23 protein-coding genes are annotated in these 21,956 nt (G+C 69.4%); 11 read left to right on the top strand and 12 right to left on the bottom strand.

What is annotated here, in order from left to right; all coding sequences use genetic code 11:
- Positions 1 to 93: 93 nt before the first annotated feature.
- Positions 94 to 1,080 carry an NAD(P)/FAD-dependent oxidoreductase gene (locus tag JAV51_RS00630; RefSeq protein ID WP_197318604.1) on the top strand — a complete coding sequence of 329 codons (987 nt, stop codon included), beginning with the start codon at positions 94 to 96 and terminating at the stop codon, positions 1,078 to 1,080.
- A 10-nt stretch (positions 1,081 to 1,090) separates the two neighbouring features.
- Here the strand turns inward: JAV51_RS00630 and glpX are convergent, their stop codons facing one another.
- The 4 genes from glpX to JAV51_RS00610 all read right to left on the bottom strand — a co-directional run bounded on the left by glpX (position 1,091) and on the right by JAV51_RS00610 (position 4,607).
- On the bottom strand, positions 1,091 to 2,146 hold the full coding sequence (gene glpX / locus JAV51_RS00625; protein ID WP_197318603.1) for a class II fructose-bisphosphatase: 1,056 nt from the start codon (positions 2,144 to 2,146) through the stop codon (positions 1,091 to 1,093).
- 215 nt (positions 2,147 to 2,361) lie between these two features.
- Positions 2,362 to 2,622 carry an exodeoxyribonuclease VII small subunit gene (locus JAV51_RS00620; protein ID WP_197318602.1) on the bottom strand — a complete coding sequence of 87 codons (261 nt, stop codon included), beginning with the start codon at positions 2,620 to 2,622 and terminating at the stop codon, positions 2,362 to 2,364.
- Positions 2,623 to 2,677: 55 nt separating this feature from the next.
- The gene (gene xseA / locus JAV51_RS00615) at positions 2,678 to 3,940 is read right to left on the bottom strand and encodes an exodeoxyribonuclease VII large subunit (protein ID WP_197318601.1); all 1,263 of its coding nucleotides are present in this window, start codon (positions 3,938 to 3,940) and stop codon (positions 2,678 to 2,680) included.
- Entirely contained in the window at positions 3,930 to 4,607 is a 678-nt protein-coding gene (locus JAV51_RS00610; RefSeq protein ID WP_197318600.1) for a lipid droplet-associated protein, read from the bottom strand. Before JAV51_RS00610 ends, xseA begins: the two co-directional genes overlap by 11 nt.
- 117 nt (positions 4,608 to 4,724) lie before the next feature.
- Here JAV51_RS00610 and JAV51_RS00605 point away from each other — a divergent pair, with 117 nt between their 5' ends.
- Positions 4,725 to 5,705, top strand: coding sequence for a 4-hydroxy-3-methylbut-2-enyl diphosphate reductase (locus tag JAV51_RS00605; RefSeq protein WP_197318599.1), 981 nt, complete (start codon positions 4,725 to 4,727; stop codon positions 5,703 to 5,705).
- A 27-nt stretch (positions 5,706 to 5,732) separates the two neighbouring features.
- On the opposite strand, the gene JAV51_RS00600 is transcribed toward JAV51_RS00605, so the two are convergent.
- Both JAV51_RS00600 and rmuC read right to left on the bottom strand, forming a co-directional pair.
- A complete protein-coding gene (locus JAV51_RS00600; protein ID WP_197318598.1) occupies positions 5,733 to 6,782 on the bottom strand; it encodes a DUF6542 domain-containing protein in 1,050 nt (349 codons plus the stop codon).
- Between the two features lie 176 nt (positions 6,783 to 6,958).
- Entirely contained in the window at positions 6,959 to 7,876 is a 918-nt protein-coding gene (gene rmuC, locus JAV51_RS00595) for a DNA recombination protein RmuC (RefSeq protein ID WP_197318597.1), read from the bottom strand.
- A gap of 290 nt (positions 7,877 to 8,166) precedes the next feature.
- Here rmuC and JAV51_RS00590 point away from each other — a divergent pair, with 290 nt between their 5' ends.
- Both JAV51_RS00590 and JAV51_RS00585 read left to right on the top strand, forming a co-directional pair.
- Positions 8,167 to 9,330, top strand: a complete 1,164-nt coding sequence (locus tag JAV51_RS00590; RefSeq protein ID WP_197318596.1) for an exonuclease SbcCD subunit D — start codon at positions 8,167 to 8,169, stop codon at positions 9,328 to 9,330.
- Positions 9,327 to 12,293 carry an AAA family ATPase gene (locus JAV51_RS00585; RefSeq protein WP_197318595.1) on the top strand — a complete coding sequence of 989 codons (2,967 nt, stop codon included), beginning with the start codon at positions 9,327 to 9,329 and terminating at the stop codon, positions 12,291 to 12,293. Before JAV51_RS00590 ends, JAV51_RS00585 begins: the two co-directional genes overlap by 4 nt.
- On the opposite strand, the gene JAV51_RS00580 is transcribed toward JAV51_RS00585, so the two are convergent.
- The gene (locus tag JAV51_RS00580) at positions 12,270 to 12,782 is read right to left on the bottom strand and encodes a methylated-DNA--[protein]-cysteine S-methyltransferase (protein ID WP_197318594.1); all 513 of its coding nucleotides are present in this window, start codon (positions 12,780 to 12,782) and stop codon (positions 12,270 to 12,272) included. The genes JAV51_RS00585 and JAV51_RS00580 overlap by 24 nt on opposite strands.
- Complete coding sequence (locus JAV51_RS00575) at positions 12,779 to 14,311, bottom strand: DNA-3-methyladenine glycosylase 2 family protein (RefSeq protein ID WP_304611061.1); 1,533 nt, start codon at positions 14,309 to 14,311, stop codon at positions 12,779 to 12,781. The genes JAV51_RS00580 and JAV51_RS00575 overlap by 4 nt, the downstream gene beginning before the upstream one ends.
- A 176-nt stretch (positions 14,312 to 14,487) precedes the next feature.
- Between JAV51_RS00575 and JAV51_RS00570 the strand changes: the two genes are divergently transcribed.
- The 3 genes from JAV51_RS00570 (at position 14,488) to JAV51_RS00560 (ending at position 16,344) form a co-directional block, all read left to right on the top strand.
- Positions 14,488 to 14,745 carry a hypothetical protein gene (locus JAV51_RS00570; protein WP_197318593.1) on the top strand — a complete coding sequence of 86 codons (258 nt, stop codon included), beginning with the start codon at positions 14,488 to 14,490 and terminating at the stop codon, positions 14,743 to 14,745.
- A 36-nt stretch (positions 14,746 to 14,781) separates the two neighbouring features.
- Positions 14,782 to 15,864, top strand: a complete 1,083-nt coding sequence (gene ychF, locus JAV51_RS00565) for a redox-regulated ATPase YchF (RefSeq protein WP_197318592.1) — start codon at positions 14,782 to 14,784, stop codon at positions 15,862 to 15,864.
- Positions 15,865 to 16,050: 186 nt separating this feature from the next.
- Positions 16,051 to 16,344: a hypothetical protein gene (locus tag JAV51_RS00560; RefSeq protein WP_141630110.1), complete on the top strand. Its 294-nt coding sequence runs from the start codon at positions 16,051 to 16,053 to the stop codon at positions 16,342 to 16,344.
- Positions 16,345 to 16,358: 14 nt separating this feature from the next.
- On the opposite strand, the gene JAV51_RS00555 is transcribed toward JAV51_RS00560, so the two are convergent.
- Positions 16,359 to 17,192, bottom strand: coding sequence for an SDR family oxidoreductase (locus tag JAV51_RS00555; protein WP_037294454.1), 834 nt, complete (start codon positions 17,190 to 17,192; stop codon positions 16,359 to 16,361).
- 202 nt (positions 17,193 to 17,394) lie between these two features.
- On the opposite strand from JAV51_RS00555, the gene JAV51_RS00550 reads away from it, so the two are divergent.
- Positions 17,395 to 17,598 carry a ribbon-helix-helix protein, CopG family gene (locus tag JAV51_RS00550; protein WP_005440862.1) on the top strand — a complete coding sequence of 68 codons (204 nt, stop codon included), beginning with the start codon at positions 17,395 to 17,397 and terminating at the stop codon, positions 17,596 to 17,598.
- Positions 17,595 to 18,011, top strand: coding sequence for a type II toxin-antitoxin system death-on-curing family toxin (locus tag JAV51_RS00545; RefSeq protein WP_197318591.1), 417 nt, complete (start codon positions 17,595 to 17,597; stop codon positions 18,009 to 18,011). The genes JAV51_RS00550 and JAV51_RS00545 overlap by 4 nt, the downstream gene beginning before the upstream one ends.
- Positions 18,012 to 18,165: 154 nt before the next feature.
- Here JAV51_RS00545 and JAV51_RS00540 read toward each other — a convergent pair whose 3' ends face one another.
- The 3 genes from JAV51_RS00540 to JAV51_RS00530 form a co-directional block, all read right to left on the bottom strand.
- A complete protein-coding gene (locus tag JAV51_RS00540) occupies positions 18,166 to 19,053 on the bottom strand; it encodes a chromosome condensation regulator (RefSeq protein ID WP_197318590.1) in 888 nt (295 codons plus the stop codon).
- A 110-nt stretch (positions 19,054 to 19,163) separates the two neighbouring features.
- Positions 19,164 to 19,649, bottom strand: coding sequence for an SRPBCC domain-containing protein (locus JAV51_RS00535; RefSeq protein ID WP_197318589.1), 486 nt, complete (start codon positions 19,647 to 19,649; stop codon positions 19,164 to 19,166).
- Positions 19,604 to 20,014, bottom strand: coding sequence for a helix-turn-helix transcriptional regulator (locus tag JAV51_RS00530; RefSeq protein WP_197318588.1), 411 nt, complete (start codon positions 20,012 to 20,014; stop codon positions 19,604 to 19,606). The genes JAV51_RS00535 and JAV51_RS00530 overlap by 46 nt, the downstream gene beginning before the upstream one ends.
- Positions 20,015 to 20,172: 158 nt before the next feature.
- Here JAV51_RS00530 and JAV51_RS00525 point away from each other — a divergent pair, with 158 nt between their 5' ends.
- Together JAV51_RS00525 and JAV51_RS00520 are read left to right on the top strand one after the other, a co-directional pair.
- Positions 20,173 to 20,466, top strand: coding sequence for a hypothetical protein (locus JAV51_RS00525; protein WP_197318587.1), 294 nt, complete (start codon positions 20,173 to 20,175; stop codon positions 20,464 to 20,466).
- 95 nt (positions 20,467 to 20,561) lie between these two features.
- Complete coding sequence (locus JAV51_RS00520; protein WP_231641035.1) at positions 20,562 to 21,953, top strand: cell wall metabolism sensor histidine kinase WalK; 1,392 nt, start codon at positions 20,562 to 20,564, stop codon at positions 21,951 to 21,953.
- The last annotated feature ends 3 nt before the right edge of the window (positions 21,954 to 21,956 follow it).

Genomic DNA, 21,956 nt, shown 5'->3' with positions numbered 1-21,956 from the left:
CAGCTCGACGGTCGTCGCCGCGTGGCGTGACGCACTACCATCACGACTGCCCACTGCAGCCGCCGCAGTCGTCGGCGGCGGAAAGGCGGTGTCATGAGCGCGCCCGAGGACGTGTCGGTCGACCTGCTGGTGGTGGGTGCGGGCCCGACGGGGCTGTACGCCGCGTACTACGCGGGTTTCCGTGGCCTGAGCACGGTGGTCGTCGACTCCCTGCCCGAGGTCGGTGGTCAGGTGACCGCCATGTATCCCGAGAAGATGATCTACGACGTCGCCGGTTTCCCCGCAGTGCGTGGCCGTGATCTCGTCAAGGCGTTGCTGGAACAGGCGAACCAGTGGAACCCCACCTACCTGCTCGGCAGACGGGCCGAGGAGCTGCACGACGACGGCGATCGGCTCCGGGTCGTGCTGGACGACGGCGAGGTCGTTCGGGCGGGCGCGGTTCTCGTCACGGCGGGCATGGGCGAGTTCACCCCGCGACCACTTCCGGCGGGAGCGGGCTGGCTCGGCCGAGGTCTCGTCCACTTCGTACCCGCCCTCGACGCGCACGCCGGGCAGCACGTGGTGGTGGTCGGGGGCGGCGACTCCGCGTTCGACTGGGTGCTCGCGTTGCGGCCCGTCGCGGCGAGCGTGACCCTCGTCCATCGTCGGTCGCGGTTCCGGGCGGCCGACTCGATCGTGCGCCAGGCGCACGCCGAGAACATCCGGGTGATCACCGACGCCGAGGTCACCGCGCTACGCGGTGACGCCGACGACCGGCTCGCCGAGGTCGACGTGCAACTCCGGGACGGCACGCGCCTCACACTGCCCGCGCAGACGGTGGTGGCCGCCCTGGGTTTCACCGCCGACCTGGGGCCGCTGGAGAGCTGGGGACTGTCGATCGAGCGACGGGCGATCCAGGTCGACAGCACCATGCGGACCACCCGCGAGCGCGTCTACGCCGCGGGCGACGTCGCGGCCTACCCGGGCAAGGTGAAGCTCATCGCCACCGGCTTCGGGGAGGCCGCGACCGCCGTCAACAACATCGCCGTGGCGTTGGACCCGAGCGCGAAGCTCTTCCCCGGCCACTCCAGCGACGCTTGACGCCCGCTCGTCAGGGAAGCGGCGGGACCTCGTCGTCGCCGGCGCCGTCGAAGTCGATCGACGAGTAGTGGCGCAGCTTCGTGAGCCGGTGGTAGCCGTCGATCATGCGGACGGTGCCCGACTTCGACCGCATCACGATCGACTGCGTCGTCGCCCCGCCGGACCGGTAGTGCACGCCGCGCAACAGGTCGCCGTCGGTCACGCCCGTGGCGCAGAAGAAGACGTTGTCCCCGCGTACGAGGTCGTCCGTCGTCAGGATCCGGTCGAGGTCGTGTCCGGCGTCGAGCGCCTTCTGCCGTTCCGCGTCGTCCTTCGGCCACAGCCGTCCCTGCAACTCACCGCCGAGGCACTTCATGGCGCACGCCGCGATGATGCCCTCCGGGGTGCCGCCGATGCCCAACAGCAGGTCGACGCCCGTGGTGGGTCGGGCCGCCGCGATGGCACCCGCGACGTCACCGTCGCTGATGAACCGGATACGCGCGCCCGCCTCGCGGACCTCCTTGACGATCTGCTCGTGCCGGGGCCGGTCGAGGATGCACACCGTCACGTCGGACACGCTGCTGTGCTTGGCCTTCGCGACCCTGCGGATGTTCTCCGCGATCGGTGCCGACAGGTCGACGGTGCCCGCGGCCTCCGGACCCACGGCGAGCTTTTCCATGTAGAACACGGCCGACGGGTCGAACATCGCGCCCCGTTCGGCCACCGCCAGCACGGCGAGCGCGTTCGGCATGCCCTTCGACATCAGCGTGGTGCCGTCGATCGGGTCGACCGCGACGTCGCACTCCGGGCCGTCGCCGTTGCCGACCTCCTCGCCGTTGAACAGCATCGGCGCCTCGTCCTTCTCACCCTCGCCGATGACGACGACGCCCCGCATGGACACGGTCCCGATGAGCTGGCGCATGGCGTCGACGGCCGCTCCGTCGCCACCGTTCTTGTCGCCCTTGCCGACCCACCGACCCGCGGCCATCGCCGCCGCCTCGGTGACCCGGACGAGCTCCATCGCGAGGTTGCGGTCCGGGGCCTCACCTCGACGCGGGTTGCGTGCTGGCTGGCTGGCGACGGTCATGGTGCCTCCCGATGGTGTCGATCGACGCTTCCTGACCTTGAGTAAGGCATCGAACGCACGTCACGCCCATGCCTTGCCGCGCTTCTGTCACCGAGATCACGCGTTGCGGCGTCGACTCGACACGTGCGCCGGTGCGGGCGGAAACCGGGGCTCACCAGGCGCGTCGCCGCTGGTTCGCCTGCCCGTCTCGTGCGCTGCGACCGGCGTCGCGCGTCTCACCGATCCGCGTCGGCCGCGTCCTCGGCGGTGTCCTCGGCGTCGGTGTTCTCCACGGTAGCCAGCGCGGCCTCGATGCGCTCGCGAGCGCCGTCGAGGTGCCGCTCGCACAGCCGAGCGAGCTGCTCGCCCCGCTCCCACAGCGCGAGGGACTCCTCCAGGGACAGCCCGCCCGCCTCCAGACCCTTCACCACCTCGATGAGCTGGTCCCGGGCCTCCTCGTAGCCGAGGTCCTTCAGGTCGTCGTTCGGTTCGCTCACGTCGCTCGTCTCGTGTCGTCGGATCGGTTGTGGTCGGCTCTGGACGTCGGTCGGTTCAGCCCTCGGGTTCGCGCACGACCGCGTGCACGGCGCCGTCGGCCAGTCGCACCCGCAGCGGCGCGCCGTCGGCCACGTCGGTGACCGAGCGGAGGACCCGTAGCGTGCCCTCGTCGTCGGTGTACTGCACGACCGCGTACCCGCGTTCGAGCGTGGCGGACGGTCCGAGAGCGGCAAGGCGAGCCCTCGCGGACGCGAGCGCGGACTGCTCGTGGGTCAGGGTCGTCAGGATCGCCCTCCGACCGCGCTCGAGGTGGGTCTCGACCTCCGCCTCACGGCGTTCGATCGGCCCGAACGGGTCGGCGAGCGACGGCCTGCTGCGGATCTGGTCCAGCAGACGGCACTGCGTGTCCACCCAGCCGTGCAGGGCCCGCCTCGCCCGGTCGCGGAGCTGATGGACGCGTGCAGTCTCCTCGGCGACATCCGGCACGACGGTCTTGCCCGCGTCGGTCGGCGTCGAACAGCGTCGGTCGGCGACGAGGTCGAGCAGCGGCGAGTCCGGTTCGTGCCCGATCGCGCTCACCACGGGCGTGCCCGCGGCCGCCACCGCCCGGCACAACGTCTCGTCGGAGAACGGCAGCAGATCCTCCACGCTCCCACCGCCGCGCGCGATGACGATGACGTCGATGTCGGGGTCCGCGTCGAGCGTCGACAGCGCCCGCACGATCTGCGGCACGGCCCTGGCGCCCTGCACCGCGGTGTTCAGCACCCGGAACCGCGCCGCGGGCCATCGCGCCTGCGCGTTGACGAGCACGTCGTGCTCCGCCGCGGAGGCGCGACCCGTGATCAACCCGATGCCCTTCGGCAGGAACGGCAACGGACGCTTGCGTTCGGGCGCGAACAGGCCCTCGGCAGCCAGGAGCTTGCGGAGCCGTTCGATACGGGCGAGCAACTCACCGATGCCCACCGGTCGGATCTCGTCGGCACGCAGACTGAGCGTTCCCCGACCCAGGAAGAACGTCGGCCGAGCGTGTACGACCACGCTGGCGCCGTCGCGCAACGGCGGCTCGCACTCGCGGAGCAGCCGCGCCGGACAGGTGACCGTCATCGAGACGTCCGCAGCGGGGTCCCGCAGCGTCACGAACGACGTCTGGGTGCCGGGACGGGCCGAGATCTGCGTGACCTGCCCCTCCACCCAGACTGCTCCGAGCCGGTGGATCCAGTCGGCGATCTTGCGGGCCACCGTCCGGACCGGCCACGGGGACTCGGCGGTGGAGGCGGGGGTACTCGTGCGGGACCGTTCGGTGCTGTCACTCACCATCCGCGGTGTCCTCGGCCTGCCGCACGTTGGCGATCCGCCGGGTCAGCATCCCGACGAACGACGGACGGTTCTGGTGTTGCCGCTCGTAGGCGAGCAGCTCCTCCAACTGGGGCAGCGACAGCGAGCGGAGGCGCGCCCGCACCCGGGGCAGCGTCAGCTCGTCGTAGTTCTCCAGCCCTCCGGGAGCGGCGGTCGTGGCGGGACTGTCGAACTCGCCCTCCGTGTGGTTCTCGGCGAGCGCGAGTTCCTCCTCCGCCCATGGGTCGGCCACCCCGAGGTCCTGCGACGTGCGGTCGGTCGCGAACCCGGGGACCGAGCCGTTGCCGGTCCGCGCGGCGGGCGCGTCGGCGTCGTCCCGACCGGTCCGCGCGGCGGGGGCGTCCTGTTGCCGGGCGGTGTCGGTGACATCGGTGACGTCGTCGTCGAGGTCCTCGTCGAAGGTCGCCCACTCGGGCGTCTCCTCCGGGCGACGGAACGACGACAGCGCGTCGTCGCCCTTGATCGCCAGTTCGGTGATCTCCTGCTGCACGCGCATGGTCAGTTGCAGCGCCTGACTCGCCACTGTGACGGGCAGTTCGACGAGCTGTTTGGGCAACCCACGCACCCGCTCGACCGTGGTGACGGCCAGGCCGGCGGCTACCCGGAGCGGGAACGGGACATGTTTCATACGTCTAGCCTGCCGCACCGGCCTCGTTCGGCCCAAACGGATGCGTCCGGAGCGTGTCGGTCGTCCCACAAGATCGTCCACGGCGGGCGCCGAACGGCCTCCCGTACCCTGGTTGCCATGACTGCATCGAGCCCCGCCCCCAACGGCAAGCGCGTCCTGCTGGCCAAGCCCCGCGGCTACTGCGCCGGTGTGGACAGGGCGGTCGTCACGGTGGAGAAGGCCCTCGAGAAGTACGGCGCTCCCGTCTACGTCCGCAAGGAGATCGTGCACAACAAGCACGTAGTCGAGACGCTGCGCGAGCGCGGTGTCATCTTCGTCGACGAGACGTCCGAGGTGCCCGAGGGTGCTCTCGTGGTCTTCTCCGCGCACGGTGTGTCACCGGCGGTGCACGAGGAGGCCGCTCGGCGCAACCTGCGCACCATCGACGCCACCTGCCCGTTGGTGACGAAGGTGCACAAGGAGGTCAACCGCTTCGCCCGCGACGACTACGACATCCTGCTCATCGGTCACGAGGGGCACGAGGAGGTCGAGGGCACGTCCGGCGAGGCGCCCGACCGGGTGCAGCTCGTGGACACTCCCGAGGACGTCGAGAAGGTCACCGTGCGCGACCCCTCCAAGGTCGTGTGGCTGTCCCAGACCACGCTCAGCGTCGACGAGACCATGGAGCGGGTGGAGCAGCTCAAGGAGCGATTCCCCGAGCTGGCCGACCCGCCGAGTGACGACATTTGTTACGCGACGTCGAACCGTCAGTTCGCCGTGAAGGCCATGGCCGCCGAGTGCGACCTCGTGCTCGTGGTGGGGTCGCGGAACTCGTCGAACTCGAAGCGTCTCGTCGAGGTCGCACTTCAGGCAGGAGCCAAGGACGCGCACCTGATCGACTACGCGCGCGAGGTCGACGAGCAGTGGCTGCAGGGCGTGGAGACGGTCGGTGTCACCAGTGGCGCCTCCGTGCCGGACGTGCTCGTGCTGGAGCTGCTGGATTACCTCGCCGAGCGCGGGTGGAAGGACGTCCAGGAAGTCACCACCGCGAACGAGAAGATCACGTTCGCCCTGCCGCGTGAGCTGCGGGACGAGAAGGCTCGCAGCGGCGTCAGGTGACCTCGGGCTCGCCGACCTGAGGGGCGGTCAGGGACGCTCGTCGTCCCAGGGCCGCCCCCGACGAGGCGGAGGGTTGCCACGCGGGTTGCCTCCGCGAGGGTTCCCACCACGCGGATCGGACCGCGGCACGTCACGTCGAGGTCGGCCGGGTTGCCGTCCCCGCGGCGGCTGGTCGCCGCGCGCGTCCTCGCCCCGCGCTGGAGGCGGCACCCGCCGTTCCCGCCCGGCAGGCGGCTGGGGACGCCCCTCGCCGCGACGTCGCTTCTCTCCCCGCTCCGGCGGGGGACCGGGACGCCGCCGGGCCGGCGGAGCGTCCTCCTGACCAGCTTTCGGAGCGTCCGCGTCGGGACGTGGCCGCCTCCGTGCCGGAGGTGCGCCGGCCTCGTTCCGTGACGAGGCGCGCCGCTCCGGGGGTGTCGGTTCCCCCGAGGGACGGGTCGGCCGCCGACGGGGGCGACTGTCGTCCGCCTTCTCGGTCTTCTCCGCAAGCCCGATCACCGGTCGGGTCTTGTCGTCGGGGTCCATGTCGCCGTCGGACATGCTGGCCTGTGCCTTCGGCTTCTCGGCCTTGTCGACCTTCTCCGACTTCTCGGCCGTCGTGGTGGTGCGCGGGGCGCGCTGCTTCACGATCCGAAGGACGCCGATCAGTACCGTCGCCGCCGTGGTGCCCGCCATCAGCGGGAAGCCCTCGATCAAGGGCTTACCGATCGCCAACGCGTTCGACAGCAAGTCGTCTTTATCGGAGGGGCCCGACGCGGTGAGCACGACCACCGGGACCGCCACCGCCATCGCCAGCGGCGGTTGCACCATGGGGCCGAAAAGGCTCTTCCGCTGCACTGCGACGATCGCCCCGAGCGCGCTGACGACATAACACACGTAGAAGATCGTCGGGGGGCTGTCGGTGGCGAACTGATCGATGAACGCGCCGACGAGTGACAGCCCGAACGTCAGGAGTGCGGCACTCCACCACGGAATTCCTCGTCGGGAACTCAGGACGGAGCGTTCGTCCCAGGGAAACGCGTCCGTCTCCGTCTCGGCGCTCTCCGCGGCACTACGGCGGTCACGAATGGCGGTCACGAGTCAACACCGTATCCCGTGCGTTCGGAAAACACGTGACCCGCCGGTAAAGCGTGCTGGAGAAAGTCCGCGCAAGCCGTGCCATTGGGGCAAGTGCGACGATTCACCCGCTCTGTGGGCGGGTTCGTGGGGAGCGCGTGAATCATGATCGACAACAATAAACCCGGCCCCCATGCTCATGTCGCCGACATCTCGTCGGTCCGCCGGATCTCCGGCACGGGGGATGGACTGGCCGCCGCGTCGGTCAGAGGCGACACCTGGGCACGGAAGCTGTCGAGCGCTTCGATCTCGCGCCTTCGGGCCGAGAGGAACCGCTGCAGGTGCGTGCTCGACAAGTTCAACGCCTCCACCGCGTTGCCCGCGGCGCGGTGGGCTGCCGCCGCCTGGGATCGGACCTTCTCGACGTCCTCGACGAGGGTGCGCTCGGTCGCGGCGAACAATGCCGCCGAGGCCACGACAGCGAATCCCGTCGGTCCGCACAGGAAGATTCGACGGTCCAACAGCCACCGCAACAACTCGGGATCGGTGTCGAGGGCTGCCACCACTGCCGCATCGGACGGTACGAACATCACGGTGCCGTAGATGGCGTCGGCCCACCGTTGATAGTTCTTCCCGGCCAGTTCTGCGGCACGCGATCGCAGATTGCGCACGTGTACTCGCAGCGCGTCGAGACGTTCCTCGGGATCGTCGGTCTCCACGGCCTCGGCCCAGCACGCGAGGCTGGCCTTGGCGTCGACCGGCACCGTTCGTCCACCTCCGACGGTCAGCAGCAGGTCCGGTTTGGCCGCGCCGCCCCCGGCGACGTCGGTCTGCACGGTGAAGTGCAACCCCTCCCGTAGTCCGAGCGCTCGGGCGGTCTCGATCAACACCTGCTCACCGAGCTCGCCCCGTCCGCTGATCGAGGCGAACGCGACCTCGTAGCGGCGGAGCGCGGCCTGTTGGGCGTCGACCTTGTGTCGTTCGGCCTCGATCTGTCGCGCGGCCGCGTCGACCCTGCGCAGGCTGTCCTGGTAGAGCCTCCACAACATGGCCACGACCACGCCGAGCAGGAGCGCCGCCGCGACAGCGGCGGTTGCGAGAATGGTGGAGCCCACCGGTGTGTCCGTCCTTCCCCAGTCGACTGACGGCGCCGCGACGACGGCGCTGACGGTGTTGCGGCGCGGTGACACGATCTCGAACCGTCGATTTCCGGGTCGAGATCACCGCGACCGTGACGACTGCTCCGGGGTCACGGAGTTCGTCCGATTCCCTCGGCGCTGTGCCGTTTCCTCATCATGACGGAAAACGGGACGGAGATCAGCGTTCCAGCAATTCGAACACACGTTCGAGTGATGTCGTGGGGAGTCCGTACCGCTCCGTCGGTCGTGGGGCTTAGCGTGTCGGCGTGCGATTGCTCCACACCTCCGACTGGCACGTGGGCCGGACCTTTCACGGTGCCGACCTCCTTGCCGACCAGGACGCCGTCCTCGCCCACCTCGCCGAGCTGGTCGAGCGATACTCCGTCGACGTCGTCGTCGTGGCAGGCGACGTCTACGACCGCGCGGTGCCGTCCGCCGAAGCGGTTCGCGTGGCGACGTCGGCGCTGCGGAGGCTGCGGGAAGCCGGCGCGCAACTGGTGATCACACCGGGGAACCACGACTCCGCCGCACGGCTCGGAGCCTTCGCGGACTTCGCCGCGGCGGGTGGTCTGCACCTGCGGACGACCATCGACGCGATCGACCGGCCGGTGCTGTTGGAGGACGAACACGGAATTGTGGCGTTCTACGGCATCCCGTATCTCGAACCCGATGCGGCACGGCTCGCCCTCGGGGCGCCGGACGCGCGTGGGCACACCGGAGTCCTCGGGGAGGCGATGCGCCGGGTCCGGGCCGATCTGGAGGAGCGTGGGACGGGCGTTCGGTCCGTGGTGTTGGCGCACGCCTTCGTCACGGGTGGGGTGGGCAGCGAGTCGGAGCGCACCATCGCGGTGGGCGGGGTCGAGCAGGTTCCCGCGTCCGTCTTCGACGGTGTGGACTATGTCGCGCTCGGTCATCTGCACGGCCCGCAACGACTGGCCGAGCACCTACGCTATTCGGGAAGTCCGCTCGCGTACTCGTTCTCCGAGACGTCTCGGAAGTCGGTGTGGCTCGTCGATCTCGACGCGCGTGGCCTGGCAGGCGTTGATCGTGTGGAACTGCCTGTGCCGCGACCACTGGCAACCGCACGAGGGCGACTCGACGACCTGGTGGAGAAGCCCGAGCACGCCGATCTCGCCGAGTGTTACCTGTCGGTCACGCTCACCGATCCGGTGCGACCGGTGGACGCGATGCGAAGACTACGTGCGCGGTTCCCCCACGCCGTCCACCTCGACTGGGAGCCGGAAGGGGGTGCGGGTGCCGCGTTGCGGTACTCGGAGGCGGTACGGGGCCGTACCGACTTGGAGATCGCCGAGAACTTCCTGGCCGACTGTCGTGGTGCCGAGCCGACCGAACGGGAACGGGCGTTGCTCGTCGAGGCATTGGAAGCGGCCGGCAGGGCTGACGTCGACCCCGAGGAGGTCCTGCGATGAGGCTGCACAGGCTGGAGGTGTGCGCGTTCGGCCCGTACGCCACCCGACAGGTGGTCGACTTCGACGTCCTCGGGGCGGACGGGCTGTTCCTCCTGCACGGAGACACCGGAGCGGGCAAGACGACGTTGCTCGACGCGGTGGCGTTCGCGCTCTTCGGCACGGTACCCGGGGCGAGGGGCGATGTCCGCCGACTGCGGTGTGACCTCGCGCAGCCGGACCAGCCCACGGAGGTGGTTCTCGACTTCACCGTGCAGGGGCATCGGTTGCGTGTCGCACGCAGTCCCGAGTACGAGCGGCCGAAGCGACGGGGCACCGGCTACACGAAACAGCAAGCGAAGGCGTCTTTGACCTGGCTCACTCCTCCTCCGGACGGGGGTACGGCGGAGGCGGTCACCCGTAGCGACGAGGTGGCGCGCGTCGTCGAACGGCTACTGGGGATGAACGCGCACCAGTTCTTCCAGGTCGTCCTTCTACCTCAGGGCGAGTTCGCCCGGTTCCTCCGTTCGGACACGAAGGAGCGCGCCGAGCTGCTCGAACGACTCTTCGGCACCGAACGGTTCGCCGCCGTGGAGAACTGGTTCAGCTCGCGCCGGAGGGCTCGGCGGGCGGAACTCGATGCCCGTCGAGCAGGTGTGCGCGAGTGGGCGGCGCGGCTGGCGGAGGTCGCCGGGGTCGAGGTTCCGGACCAGCCCGACCGTGAGTGGGCGGGAGCCCACAGGTCGAGCGCCGAGGCGGACGTCGCCACGGCGAGGGAGCGCGAGAACGACGCGCGCATTGCGTGGGACGACGTTCGGAAGCGGCTCGACGAGTGTCGGACGGCGGCCGAGCGCGTTCGCCGGGTGAGGGCGGCGCGGGCGCGGCTCGCCGAGTGGGAGCGGGACGCACCTCAGCGGGACCAATGGCGTACCGAACTGGAGTCGGCCCGGCAGGTCGTCACGGTGGCGGAGTTGGCTGCGGGGGCACAGGCCGACGAAGCGGAGTACGAGCGGGTCAGGGCCGAGGAGATGCTCGCCGAGTCGGAATGTCGCGCACTCGGATTCGCCGAGGTCGAGCTGGACGTGGAGAGCGTGCGGCAGCGAGCCGGAGAGCTCCGTGAGAAGGCGGGGGGACTCGCCGAGCTGGTCGAGCAGGCGCAGCGGCAGGAGGTCGAGCGGCGCCGAGTGGAACACCTCGACGAGGCGATTTCGTACGACGCCGAACGCATCGCGGTCGTGCGGTCCAAGTTGGACGGATTGCCCGAGCGGGTCGCCGAGCTGATCGCCGAGCGAGAGTCCGCCATCGAGGCGGAGGCGAAGCTGAGTGGCGTCGAGGCGCGTGAGTCGGAGTTGGTCGTGCTGCTGCGTGCCGCGGAAGCGCTTCCCGAACTCGAACGCGCCGTCACCGAGGCCCGCGAAGCCGAACTCGCGGCGACCGAGGCGCACAACGAGGCTCGCAGCGCTCTGCTCGACCTCCGCGAACGGCGGCTCGCAGGCATGGCGGCCGAGCTGGCGCGGGGACTCGTGGACGGTGAGGGGTGCCCTGTCTGCGGCTCGCAGAGCCATCCGGCTCCGGCTGTCACGACGGACGACGCGGTGAGCGAGGAGGCCGAACGGGCGGCGGCTGAACACGAGGTCGAGGCCGATCAGCGTCGGGAAGCGGCCCGACGTGCCCGGTACGAGGCGGAGCGGCAGCGAGACGTCGCAGTCGAGCGGGTCGGCGATCGCGGTGTCGACGACGTGGCGGAGGAGTTGTCGCGGGTGCGGACCGAGCGGGCGCAGCTCGCCGAGCGCGCGCAGCGGTCGTCCTCCTTGGCCGCGGCCGTGCGCGCTGCCCAGGAGGAGGAACAACGACTGGTCGACGAGCTGAACGCCCTCGAACGGTCTCGGCACGAGAACACGGCGGAACGGGCCGTTCTGGCTCGCAGCGTCGAGGAACGAGAGCGTGTACTCGACGCGGCGCGAGGGGAGTTCCCCGACGTCGAAACGCGGCGCGATCACCTGCTGACTCTCGGGCGAGCGTTGGATCGGCTCGCCGACGCCCGCAGTGCCGTTGCGGTGGCGCGGCAGCAGCAGGAGGAGCGGCGGCGTGCGCTGGTCGAGGCCGCCGCCAGGGCCGGGTACGAGACGCCCGAGGGCGCGTTGGCGGCGGCGCGGTCGCCGGAGCGCATTGCCGAGCTGGACGAGCTGTTGAGGAAGGCGGCCGACGAGCACGCCGCCGCCGCGGGAGTGCTCGCCGAACCCGAACTCGCGGGATTGTCCGGCGACGAGGACGTCGACCTGGCCTCGGCGGAGGAGGCGGAGCGCCAGGCGAGGGAACGGGCCGAAGCCGCGGTCGCCGCTCTACGGGCCTCCGAGCGGACCGCCGACGACGTGCGCAGATTGGCGGGTGAGCTGGGTACCGCTCTCGCCGAACTCGAACCGGCGGAAGAGGAGTTCGCGGAGCTGAACGCCCTGACGGACGTCTTCAACGGTCAGGGACAAAACAGCCGACGCATGTCGTTGAGGTCGTATGTGCTCGCGGCACGACTGGAGGAGGTCGCCGTCGCCGCGAGCGCCCGCCTGCGCTCGATGAGCCAGGGGCGTTACTCGTTCGTCCACGCCGATCAGGAGGAACGCCTCCGTGTCCGCGGTGGACACGGTCTCGGTCTCGACGTCCTCGACGACTACTCGGGACAGATTCGCTCGTCGAAGACGCTGTCCGGTGGGGAGTCGTTCATTGCCTCGTTGTCGCTCGCGTTGGGGTTGGCCGACGTGGTCGCGGCCGAGACGGGTGGGTCGTTGCTCGACACGCTGTTCGTCGACGAAGGGTTCGGGACTCTCGACAACGAGACGCTGGACGTCGTCATGGGGGTGCTCGACGAGTTGCGCGCCGGTGGCCGAGTAGTCGGCCTGGTGTCCCATGTGGACGAACTGCGTCAGCGCATCCCCACGCGGCTACGGGTGCGGAAGGCGCGGACGGGGTCAGAACTCGTGACCGGGGGATGACTCGTGGTCGAGCAGCCGACGCTTCACGTCCAGGCCCCATCGGAAGCCCCCGAGGGAGCCGTCCGTGCGCAGAACCCGATGGCAGGGCACGAACAGTGCTGCGGCGTTACGGGCACACGCTGCCGCTGCCGCGCGGACAGCGGCAGGACGCCCGGCACGGGCCGCGAACTCGGCGTACGTCACGGGATGGCCGGCGGGCACCGTGCGCAACACATCCCAGGCGTGTTCCAGGAATGCGCCCGAGCGTTGCCGCACCGGGATCTCGTCGACGGCGGTGAGTTCGCCGTCGTGATAGCGGCGGACCGACTTGGTGGCGGCTCCCAGGTCGGTGTGGTGTCTCAGCTCCGTCGGTCTGAGCGGGGTGGCGATCAGCGCGGTCAGCGTCGCCACGTCGGAAGTCCAGCCGGAAGCCAACACGGCACCCTCGTGGTCGGTCACGGTGGTGAAGGCCCCGAACGGGGTGTCCTGTGTGGACCAGTGAGCGATCACGCGTCGTCCTTTCTCGTCGGTGCGGGACGGGGGGTGCTGCTCGCGAGCCAGAGATACATGCCGGCGTACGAACGCCACGGTCGCCACCGGTGGGCGTGGTCGACGAGGTGCTCAGGGTCGAGGCCCACGACGTGAGCGCCCCGTTGCAGTGCCCGGTCGGTGCTGAGCAACAGGTCGGGGCGGCCGAGCAGCCGCAGGAGCACGTAGTCGGCCGTCCAGGGGCCGATCCCGGGTAAGTTGAGTAGGTCGCGCCGCAGGTCGTGCGCGTCGCGGCCGACGTGAACGTCGAGGTCACCCGCGGCCAGAGCGGCGGCGACCGCGCGGACCGTGGCGATTCGCCGTCGAGGGCCGGTCAGCACCTCACCGCCGTGTTCCGCCACCGAGGTCGGCGAGGGGAACAAACGAGCCGGGTCGTCCGGCGAGGCGATCGTCACCGGCTCGCCCAGCTCGGCGACGAGGCGGGTCGTGGCCGTGCGCGCCGCCGCCACCGACACCTGCTGTCCGAGCACGGTGCGCAGCACCAGCTCCGCGCCGTCGACCGCGCCCGGCACGCGGATGCCCGGTGCCTTGGCCACCCACGGTGCCAGCACCGGATCACGCGACAGGCAGTCGACCACTGCCTCGGGATCGGCGTCGAGGTCCCACAGGCGACGCACTCGCGAGACGACGCCCGCCAAGTCCCGGACGTCGGTGAGCGTGACGACGCACTCCACGTGGTTCGGGTGTGGCAGCACGCGCACCAGTGCGGGACCGTGGGGGAGACGCAGCGTCCTGCGGTACCCGCCGGAGTCGATGCGTTCCACCCCGTTGACGGCACGGGCTGTCAGGTAGTCGAAAACACCGGAGGCGTCGAACGGTGTGCGGAACGGCAGCCGCAAGCACAATCGGGTTCCCGTGGTCGGCGCCGCCGTGTCGGTCCTCGGGCCACGCCCACGCCGTGCTGCCGTGGCGCGGAGCTCGGTCGGGGTGGCGGCGAAGGTGTCGCGGATCGTGTCGTTGAACTGTCGGACGCTGGCGAAACCGGAGGCGAAGGCGACGTCGGTGAGGGGCAGGGGCGATCTCTCGATGAGGATGCGGGCCGAATGCGCGCGGTGGGCGCGCGCGAGGGCGAGGGGGCCCGCGCCGAGCTCGGCCGTCAGCACCCGGGTCAGATGCCGTTCCGAGTAGCCGAGTCGGCGGGCGAGCCCGGGAACGCCCTCCCGTTCGACCGTGCCCTCGGCGATGAGGCGCATCGCCCGCGCGGCGAGGTCGGCTCGCACGTCCCACTCCGGCGAGCCCGGCACCGCGTCCGGCAGACACCGCTTGCACGCGCGATATCCCCGCGACTGCGCTGCGGCGGCCGTGGGGAAGAACTCCACGTTCTGGCGCTTCGGGGTCAAGGCCGGGCACGACGGCCTGCAGTAGATGCGTGTGGTGCGGACAGCCGTGACGAACTGGCCGTCGAACCGCGCGTCCCGAGACGCCACCGCGCGATAGCAGCGCTCGGTGTCCCTCCACAGTCCGGAGCCGGCCGTCTCGACGTGCGTCATGCTGCGATCGTCCCACCTGGCACGCGCCCCGACTGGCGGAAATCGGACACGGCGGCGTGTCCGCGAGTTGTGCACGCGTGTCCGCGCCGCACGACGCCGACATGCGTGCAGGTGACCGCAAGACGCGTGCAGGAGCCGCACTGCGGGGTGCCCCAGGCGCCCCTACCGTCGGACGTATGACCGAACGCACGCGTCGAGGTCCGCTGCGGAGGGCGCTGGCCGGTACGGCGGCTGCCGTGGCCCTGGTCGCCTCCGGCTTCGCCGCCACCGCGTGCGACGACACGCGCGACGGCGGTGGCGGTTACCAGAACGACCAGCAGCAGGAGCGACAACAGCAGGAGAACCAGCAGGAGGAGAACGGCCCCGGCAACGACGTCGGGGACGACGAGGACGGTCAGGGCGGCGAAGGTGACGACGGCGGTGGGGACGACTGACCCGCTCCGCGAACTCGACCCGTACACTGGCGAGTCGTGAGTCTGACCCTTGGCATCGTCGGCCTGCCCAACGTCGGCAAGTCCACCCTCTTCAACGCGCTGACCCGCAACGACGTGTTGTCGGCGAACTACCCGTTCGCGACGATCGAACCGAACGTCGGCGTGGTCCCGTTGCCGGACCCGCGGCTGGACAAGCTGGCCGAGATCTTCGGCTCGGCGAAGACGGTCCCGGCCACCGTGTCGTTCGTCGACATCGCGGGCATCGTCAAGGGTGCGTCCGAAGGTGCGGGCCTGGGCAACAAATTCCTCGCCAACATCCGTGAGGCCAACGCGATCTGCCAGGTCATCCGGGTCTTCGACGACCCGGACGTCACGCACGTCGACGGTCGGGTCGACCCGATGTCGGACATCGAGACGATCAACACCGAGCTGATCCTCGCCGACCTGCAGACGCTCGACAAGGCGCTGGTGCGGCTGGAGAAGGAAGCGCGCACCAAGAAGGACAAGCGGCCCGAGCTGGAGAACGCGCAGCGCGCGAAGGCGATCCTCGACTCCGGTCGGACGTTGTTCTCCGCGCAGAACGAGGTCGACCTCGACGGTCTTCGCGAACTCAGCCTGCTCACGGCCAAGCCGTTCCTGTACGTCTTCAACGCCGACGAGCCCGTGCTCACCGACGAGGCCCGTCGTGCGGAACTCGCCAAGCTCGTGGAGCCCGCCGACGCCGTGTTCCTCGACGCGAAGGTCGAGTCGGAGTTGCTGGAGCTGGACGACGAGGAGGCCGTGCGGGAGCTGCTGGAGTCGGTCGGCCAGCAGGAACCGGGTTTGCACGCGCTCGCCCGCGCCGGGTTCCACACCCTCGGGTTGCAGACCTACCTCACGGCCGGGCCGAAGGAGGCCCGCGCCTGGACCATTCCGCAGGGCGCGACGGCGCCCCAGGCCGCGGGCGTGATCCACACCGACTTCGAGCGCGGCTTCATCAAGGCCGAGGTCGTGTCCTTCGACGATCTGGTGGAAGCCGGGTCGATGGCGGCTGCCCGGAGCGCGGGCAAGGTCCGCATGGAGGGCAAGGACTACGTCATGGAGGACGGCGACGTGGTGGAGTTCAGGTTCAATGTATAGCCAGGTTCTGGTCTAACGTCTGGAGCGCATGTGATCCAGTTATGGAGCGCAATCTCGGTTGCTGTTCTGACCGTTGTCGTGGGCCCACTGTTACGGGGCGAGATTAGCGGCTGACTTGCGAAGAGGATTGCTTTGCACGCGGACATCCGACAGAAGCTGGAGGACGTTCCGGATGCACTCACGCACATGGACATGCTTATCGCGAGTGAGGCGCAATTGCTCAAGGAACGAGAGACGCACCGTCCGACTCGTAAGCTCAATGCGGGCAACGTTGCGGCGCTGATCTTCATTGCGCTCGTAGGCGGGGCCATCGTTTATGGACTAGTTTCTATCGCGATCGCGATCCAAGACACTGCAGTGCTGTTCTGGTTGATTATTCTTGTGACCGGAGTGGTTGGGGCTTTTGTCGTAGCTCTGGCAGCCGTTGGTCTGGGCGCGGTCTATGAGCCTCCCCGGGAGAAGTCAAAAAAGGCTAGATAGATTCTCTTCGGAGTTCAGCTTCCGCGGGGACGCCAGCGTCCGAACCCACCCTCGGTATTGATGATCTGGCCTGTGAGCCACGATGCCTCGTCGGTTACGAGCCACGCGATGAGGCGCGCCGGGTCATCCGGCTGTCCGTATCGCCCGAACGGGAACATGGGCTTGACGAACTGCCACATGTCGTCGGTGAGATAACCAGTGTCGACGGGGCCTGGATTGATCGTGTTGACCCGAATGTTGTCATCGGCGAGTTGATCGGCGATCGTCGTCGTGACTCCGGCGATCGCGGACTTGGCTGCCGCGTATGCGACTTCGCCGGGCATCGGGCCAAGGTCCTGGCCTGATGTGAGGAAGACGATTGACGCCGGACTCCCTGGGGAGTGATGTGTAGCGAAGGACTGGGTGAGCAGAATCGATGCGCGCGCGTCGACTGCCCAGTGTCGGTCGAGATCCGCGGCACTCAACTCACCGATGGGGCCGTCGGATCCTGTTAGCGCTTGATTGCAGACCAATGCATCGACGTGGCCGAACTCGCCCACGGCTGCGTCGATCACCTGCTCGGCGGCGTTTGGGTCAGCCAGATCGGCGTGGAGGTCAGCAACGCGTGCATCGCCCACGGCGTGTGATCGAACGCCGTCGAGGACAGCGGTGATGTCGTCGCTGCCCCACTCCTGCTCGGCATCATGTGGGGAGAAGTGGTGACAGAACACGTTGGCCCCGTACGCGGCGAGTCTGCATGCGATGGCGTACCCGATCCCCGCGCGGCGGCTGACCCCGGTCACGACAGCGGACTTGCCCTTCAAAGGGAACGGGACGCGCGTCAAAGGATGCGTCGGTTCGAGGTTCATGGCCTCTATTGAAACAGACCAGAGTGCCCGGTCGCGTACGACGGTTCTGCGCGGCTGTCAGCTGCTCAGAGGTTGCTTCGTGCCGGAAAGCGGTGGAGTTCCGCTTCAACGTGTAGCGGTCGGCGCCCTGAAGCCGGGCCTCCCTGCGGCGACCTGCACCGATGTCTTCGCCGCTTGATACCAGAGCGGTATCATTGCGGCTATGGCGATGACACTCCGGCTGACCGAAGAACAGGAGCGGGCCCTCGCCCTGCTCGCCGAGGCGGAAGGCGTCAGCAAGCAGGAGGCGGTCGCACGTGCGATCACCGAGGCCGCGGCCCGGCGTGTTCGCGACGACCGGGTACGCGCGCTGTCTCGGGAAGGCCGTGCTCGCTATGCCGCGCTGCTCGACCGGCTCGCCCAGTGAGAGTCGAGTACCTCACCCTGGAGGATCTACTGGTTCTCGCGGGCGACCTGGGTGTGCTGGAGGTTCGAGACGTCGGGCTGCTCGACTCGGCGGCTCATCGACCGAAGTCGTCGGTGATGGCGCAGGACGCCTATCCGACGTTGCACGAGAAGGCCGCCGTGCTCCTGGAGTCGATCGTCCGGAACCATCCGTTGGTCGACGGCAACAAACGACTGGGGTGGATGGCCGCGTTCACGTTCTACGGACTCAACGGAGTCGACCTGGACGCACCGGAGGACGCGGCCTACGACCTGGTCGTCGGTGTGTCGACAGGATCGCTGGGTTACGCCGAAGCCGCCTCTCGCCTCGCCGAGTGGACGCGCGCTGACGTTGCGGGGCCCCGGGAACCGGGGGAGTTCCGCTTCAACGTCTAGCGGTCGGCGCTGTCGGCACTACGCCGCGGACGTGGTCCGCGACTTCCACGCGCGAGAGATCGCCGCGAGTGCCGCGATCATCAGCGGTCTCGTGGACTCCCTGGCGAGTCGGGAGGACCGACTGTGGCCGCACGGTCAGTGGCCTGCGAGGAGGCTACTCCCGTCCCTGTGGTCGGTGTCGCGACCCACGGCCCGGTGATCGGATGCTGAGCCAGCCGTCGACGTCGCACTGGCCGTTCGTTCCGTCGCCTGTGGCGAGGACGGTGCCGTCGACGCGCAGGCCCAGCGTGTGGGCGGAACCCGCCGCGACCGCGACGATGTCGCGCCACTCGTGCACGTCGCACTGGCCGTGGTCGTTGGCTCCCGCCGCACGGACTCGGCCGTCGGAGAGCAGCCCGAGCGTGTGATGGCTTCCCGCGGCCACCGACACGACGTCCGCCCACGCGCCGATTTCGCACGCGCCCGAGTCGCTCCGCCCTGCCGCCACGACGGTGCCGTCGGTGGTCACCGCAACCGTGTGCAGGTAGCCCGCCGTGATGCCGACGAGGTTGCGCCACTCGTCGACGTCGCACTGTCCGTACCGGTTGTTGCCCACGGCGACCGCCGTGCCGTCCGCCCGGATGCCGGCGGAATGCCAGTCACCGGCGGCGAGGTGGACGATCTCGCGCCAGGCGGCGACGTCGCACTGCCGCTCGGCGTCGCTTCCGGCTGCCACCACGGTCCCGTCGGCGCGCACCCCGAGGGTGCGGCGCCAGGCCGCGGCGATGGCGACGATCTCTCGCCAGTCGTCCACCTCGCACTGTCCATGGCCGTTCCAGCCCGTCGCCACCACGGTCCCGTCGGCGCGCAACCCGACGGTGTGGGACTTGCCGGTGTTCCGCGCTGCGTGGACGTTCCCGGCGGCGACCGCGACGACGTTCTGCCACGAGAGGACGTCGCATTCGCCGGCGGAACCGTCTCCGGTGGCGACGACCGTGCCGTCCGAACGCAGACCGATCGAATGGCGCCTGCCTCCGGCGAGCGTGGACCCGTGTAGCGACATCGGTCGTCACCTCCCCGCCCACGATAGAGGTGCGACCCACGCGGCCGATCAATCGACGGGGCACGGCCCGCGTCGTACGGCCGGTCGTGTCCCGTTGATCCTGCGGTGTCTTACGAGGTGAGCAGCTCGTCGATCTGGTTGATCGCGCCGGTCGCGCCCTCGACCATGCCCATCTCCAACACCGTCTGAAGTGCTTCGGCGGTCTCGTAACGGGCCACGTAGGTGGCGCGTGTGCGGCCGTCGTGTTCGGTGAACGTGTAGCCGTTCGTCGAGACGGGCAGGTCCGGGTTGGGTTCGAAGTTCTCGTCGGCGAAGCCGTCCTCGAAGGAGAAGGAGCGGGGTTCGTCGACGGCCGTGACGTTCCAGTACCCGAAGTGCTTGTCGCCCTCGGGACCGGTCATGTAGTAGGTGACCCGGCCACCCGGGGTGAGGTCGTGGTCCACGACCGTCGCCGGGTACTCCGGAGGGCCCCACACCTTTTCGAGCTGACGCGGGTCGGCGTAGACCTGCCAGACTCGTGTCACGGGGGCGGCGAACTCGGCGGTGATCGTCAGGGTTCGGTTGTCGACGTCGTGCTGGGTGTCGATGACGGGCATGATCGGTCCTCCTCGTCGAGGGTCGTGTCGTCCACGGCGATCAGTTCGTCGATGCGCGCGATCCGGCCTCGCCAGAGGTCCTCCAGCTCCTTGAGCATGGACGCCACCGACCGCACCGCCGTGACGTCGCCGCTGGCCAGTTGCTCACGACCCTGTCGTCGTTTGACGAGCAGACCGGCCTTCTCCAGGACGGCGACGTGTTTCTGAACCGCGGCGAAGCTCATGTCGTACTTCGCCGCGAGTGCCGAGATCGAGTGTTCCCCGGCGAGCACCCTGCGCATGATGTCGCGTCGGGTGCGGTCGGCGAGTGCGTGGAAAAGGGCGTCGGCCCGATCCTCGTCGTCGATCTCGCTCACAACTCCCATCGTACAACCAACTGGTTGTACGTCAATCCGAGTCGCTGGAAAGTCGCTGGTCGCGTGACGTGCTGGACGTCGGATGCGGCGCGCGTGAGGTGGCGCATGAGAACGTTCTCATCGTCGTCTCACCGTCGAGCAATCGTGCACTCCCTAGACTCGGGCGGGTGAAACGTCCGCTGGTCATCGCGTCGGCCGTGCTCGCCGTCGGCGCGGTGCTCGCGATCGTGTTGTGGACGCGGCCCGCTCCCGCGCCACCGCTGCCCGAACCGATCACCGTCAGTACCCCCGTGGTCTCTCCCGGCGGGGTGCCGTCGTCCCCGAACTCCGGTGAGCCCGACGACGATGACGACGACGATGACGACGATGACGGGATGGTCGGGCCGCCGCCCGCGCTCGACGACGTCGACGACCGCGACGACTTCGATGACGACGATGACGACGATGCGGACGACGACTGATGGCGTCCGCCACCGCGCGCCACGCAGGCGCTGAACCCGTCGGCACACGCCGACGTCGTGCGCCGTCGACTGCCCGGACCCGCATCATCGGCTGGATGCTGTTGCTGGTGCTCTGCGCACTGGCCGTGCTGACGCTCGTGACCTGGCGGCTGTCGCTGGACGACGTCGACGCGCGCATGGACGAGGCGTTGCGCAGCGAGATCGAGGAATTCAGCACCCTCACGCGCAGCGGCATCGACCCGGCCACGGGGCACGCATTCGCCGGTGTCGACGAGGTGCTCGAAACCGCCATCACCTACAACCTGGCGCGGCCCAATGAGAAGTTCCTCGGCTATGTCGACGGCACGTTCGCGTACCAGAGCAGGCAGCAGGCTCCGGTGTTGCTGGCCGGCGACTCCCGCTTCACCGACCTCGTGGCGACGGTCGACCGGCCGGAGGAAGGGACGTACGAGAGCGCGGCCGGAGAGGTGCGCTACATCGCCGTGCCGGTGAGGTTGGAGAACGACCCGAGGAAGGGCGTGATCGTCGCCGCGTACTTCGCCGACCAGGAACGGGAGGACGTCAACGAGATCGCGCGCCTCATGGCGAGCGCGGGCGCGGTCACCGTGCTGCTCGTCGCCGCAGGGGCCTGGGTGGTCGCTGGGCGCATCCTGCGGCCGTTGCGCGACATCACCGCGACGGCGCGGTCGATCACGGACACCGACCTCTCCCGCCGCATTCCGCAGGCGTCGCGTCGGCCCGGTGACGAGATCGGCGAGTTGGTCGACACGGTGAACGCGATGCTGGACCGCGTGGAGAACGCCGTCGTCGAGCAACGTCGGTTCGTCGACGACGCGGGGCACGAGCTGCGAACACCGATCACCATCGTGCGAGGACACCTGGAGCTGTTGGACACGAGCGATCCCGAGGACGTGGCGACCACGCTCGCGCTCGTGGAGGACGAGCTGATGCGGATGAACCGCATGGTGTCCGACCTGCTGTTGCTCGCGAAGTCGGACCAGCCGGAGTTCCTGCGCACGGAGAATGTGGACGTCGCCGCACTCACCTCGGCCATCTTCGACAAGATCACCGGGCTCGGTGAGCGGGAGTGGCGGCTCGATCACCTCGCCGAGGTCGATGCCGTACTCGACCCGCAACGGATCACCCAGGCCGTGGTCGCGCTCGCCGACAACGCCGTGCGCCACACCGACGAGGGCGGGTGGATCGCCCTGTCCTCCGAGAACACGGGTGCGACGGTGCGGTTCAGTGTCGCCGACTCCGGGTCGGGAGTGTCGGCGGAGGACCGGGACCGCATCTTCGAGCGGTTCGCCCGGGGAGCCTCCGCTCGCCGGTCCGACGGCGCCGGGCTCGGGCTGTCGATCGTGCGAGCCATCGCCGCGGCCCACGGTGGTCGGGTCACGTTGGACAGCGAGCCGGGTCGGGGAGCCACGTTCACGGTCGAGGTGCCCGTGGTGGCCTTGCCACCACAGCCGGGGAGACAGGCGTGAGGG

It is taken from the genome of Saccharomonospora sp. NB11 (assembly GCF_015910535.1).
In the GTDB taxonomy this organism is placed as follows: Bacteria; Actinomycetota; Actinomycetes; order Mycobacteriales; family Pseudonocardiaceae; genus Saccharomonospora.
Note: the sequence above shows the minus strand (reverse complement) of the source record. Positions and strands in the feature narration are given on the sequence as shown.

Coding starts and splice junctions, on each gene's coding strand:
- JAV51_RS00630 (WP_197318604.1), top strand. CDS start 94: ATGAGCGCGCCCGAGGACGTGTCGGTCGACCTGCTGGTGGTGGGTGCG.
- glpX (WP_197318603.1), bottom strand. CDS start 2,146: ATGACCGTCGCCAGCCAGCCAGCACGCAACCCGCGTCGAGGTGAGGCC.
- xseA (WP_197318601.1), bottom strand. CDS start 3,940: ATGGTGAGTGACAGCACCGAACGGTCCCGCACGAGTACCCCCGCCTCC.
- JAV51_RS00610 (WP_197318600.1), bottom strand. CDS start 4,607: ATGAAACATGTCCCGTTCCCGCTCCGGGTAGCCGCCGGCCTGGCCGTC.
- JAV51_RS00605 (WP_197318599.1), top strand. CDS start 4,725: ATGACTGCATCGAGCCCCGCCCCCAACGGCAAGCGCGTCCTGCTGGCC.
- JAV51_RS00585 (WP_197318595.1), top strand. CDS start 9,327: ATGAGGCTGCACAGGCTGGAGGTGTGCGCGTTCGGCCCGTACGCCACC.
- JAV51_RS00575 (WP_304611061.1), bottom strand. CDS start 14,311: ATGACGCACGTCGAGACGGCCGGCTCCGGACTGTGGAGGGACACCGAG.
- JAV51_RS00570 (WP_197318593.1), top strand. CDS start 14,488: ATGACCGAACGCACGCGTCGAGGTCCGCTGCGGAGGGCGCTGGCCGGT.
- JAV51_RS00560 (WP_141630110.1), top strand. CDS start 16,051: ATGGACATGCTTATCGCGAGTGAGGCGCAATTGCTCAAGGAACGAGAG.
- JAV51_RS00555 (WP_037294454.1), bottom strand. CDS start 17,192: ATGAACCTCGAACCGACGCATCCTTTGACGCGCGTCCCGTTCCCTTTG.
- JAV51_RS00550 (WP_005440862.1), top strand. CDS start 17,395: ATGGCGATGACACTCCGGCTGACCGAAGAACAGGAGCGGGCCCTCGCC.
- JAV51_RS00540 (WP_197318590.1), bottom strand. CDS start 19,053: ATGTCGCTACACGGGTCCACGCTCGCCGGAGGCAGGCGCCATTCGATC.
- JAV51_RS00535 (WP_197318589.1), bottom strand. CDS start 19,649: ATGCCCGTCATCGACACCCAGCACGACGTCGACAACCGAACCCTGACG.
- JAV51_RS00530 (WP_197318588.1), bottom strand. CDS start 20,014: ATGGGAGTTGTGAGCGAGATCGACGACGAGGATCGGGCCGACGCCCTT.
- JAV51_RS00520 (WP_231641035.1), top strand. CDS start 20,562: ATGCTGTTGCTGGTGCTCTGCGCACTGGCCGTGCTGACGCTCGTGACC.